The 1,578-nt window shown below is 38.1% G+C and carries 2 protein-coding genes; both read left to right on the top strand.

Translation table 11 applies throughout. The features are described from left to right. A partial coding sequence (locus NZM04_02440; GenBank protein MCS7062900.1) for a hypothetical protein occupies positions 1–495 on the top strand: 495 nt, incomplete at its 5' end. Between the two features lie 17 nt (positions 496–512). Beyond that, entirely contained in the window at positions 513–986 is a 474-nt protein-coding gene (locus tag NZM04_02435) for a hypothetical protein (protein MCS7062899.1), read from the top strand. The last annotated feature ends 592 nt before the right edge of the window (positions 987–1,578 follow it).

The following is a 1,578-nucleotide window of genomic DNA, read 5'->3' as shown; positions in this document are numbered from 1 at the left end:
AAGCCTATACAGAGTGCGGCCTCTGGCTCGAAGGAAGGTTCGCCGTTACTGGCTAAGTATTACCGCAACCGCATCTATAGCACGGTCCACGGCCGCTTCCTGCAACCGGATCCGATAGGGTTTGAGGCTAGAGATGTGAATTGGTATAGATATGTGGGGAATGGGGTGGTGAATTATATTGACTTATACGGTCTTTGCAAATGGAAGCATATTGGAAATATTAATTTCAATTTGTGCATTGCAAAATGCAAGTCTTATTACGTCAAAGGAGAAGTATGGTCCTGTAATGATGATACTCAATGTCTGCCAAAAATAGAGATTAGAAATTTCAAGAAAGGAGAAAATTTTGATTCAAGATGTTGCTTTAGACCTCCGTTCTATCCCAATAATATTAAACCAGACTCTGACCTTTCTCTTGACAAGAAAGGCAATTTGATTCCAGGACGTGAGCCGTTTACTCCAGGGCCTGATGCACCCGTGATTCCACAAGAGTAAATACTATAAATTTTAGTATGAAGATTATTAAAATTTTACTAAAATATTTGTTGATAAACTTGGTAATAACTCAATCTTCTGATTATATTCTTTTAGCGAAAGGTATAGATATAGATAAAATTGGCGAATTGTTAAGCAAAGAGCCGGTAGTTGATAAGGATCTAATTAAAAGTAATCCTTTTTTAGTAATACAGGGAGTTACCCTAACTCGCTCTGATGCAGGAGGATTAAGTTCAAAATTATTGAAGCGATATAAGATTATAAATCACAAAGGTAGATTAGTAAGGGTGTGGAAACAACTGTATAACGGTTCATTCTCCGAGACCATAGAGAAGACTATTAATGAGGATGAGTATCTCAATTTGTTAAAACCGTTAAAAGAATATATTGATTTAATGGGCATACCACCGATACCTGTTGAAAATGATATCAATCTTGATTTTTTAATAATTCAAATTGAAAATTTTAAGAAAAACAAGCAAATAAAATAAGCCACTATCTTTGAATAATTCTATTATAGAAAAACATATCACTCGGTAGGAGGGGACATGCTAGATAAAATATTAACATAAATTTAATAATGATGTAATTAACACAATACCACGCGAAGCAATAACATTCTTTCAAACCAATACCTTTCATCTTATCAATCGAGGCAATAATCGCTCTGCACTTTTTCATGCGAAAGATGATTGCGCCTTCTTCGTGCAACCTCTTGCAGGATGGAAGCAATCAGCTCATGCAAAGATCTATCTCTGGTGTCTCATGTCCAATCACTATCACATCCTCGCTGAACTTCCCTCCGATCGGCTCAGTGGGAAAAGGGGGACGCAGTAGACAAATTATTGAATAATACATATATATGCAGCGTAACTAACCCCTCGCATAGAAATCACGGAGCCAATTTCCGTGTGGATATTCTATGGGAGAGACGGGTTCGTCTCCAAGGCGACTCTTCGACATCTCGTCCCAAATATCGTAGAAAAATCAGAACCGGCACAGAGGCAGCCCTCCCGTTGCCGGGATCACTCGATCACCCATCTATACACCTGTAATCATCCAAACCGCTGATAACATTTTCAC

It is taken from the genome of Candidatus Methylacidiphilales bacterium (assembly GCA_025056655.1).
Lineage (GTDB): Bacteria > Verrucomicrobiota > Verrucomicrobiia > Methylacidiphilales > JANWVL01 > JANWVL01.
The sequence above is the reverse complement of the archived record's forward strand: the minus strand, read 5'-3'. Positions and strand labels throughout refer to the sequence as shown.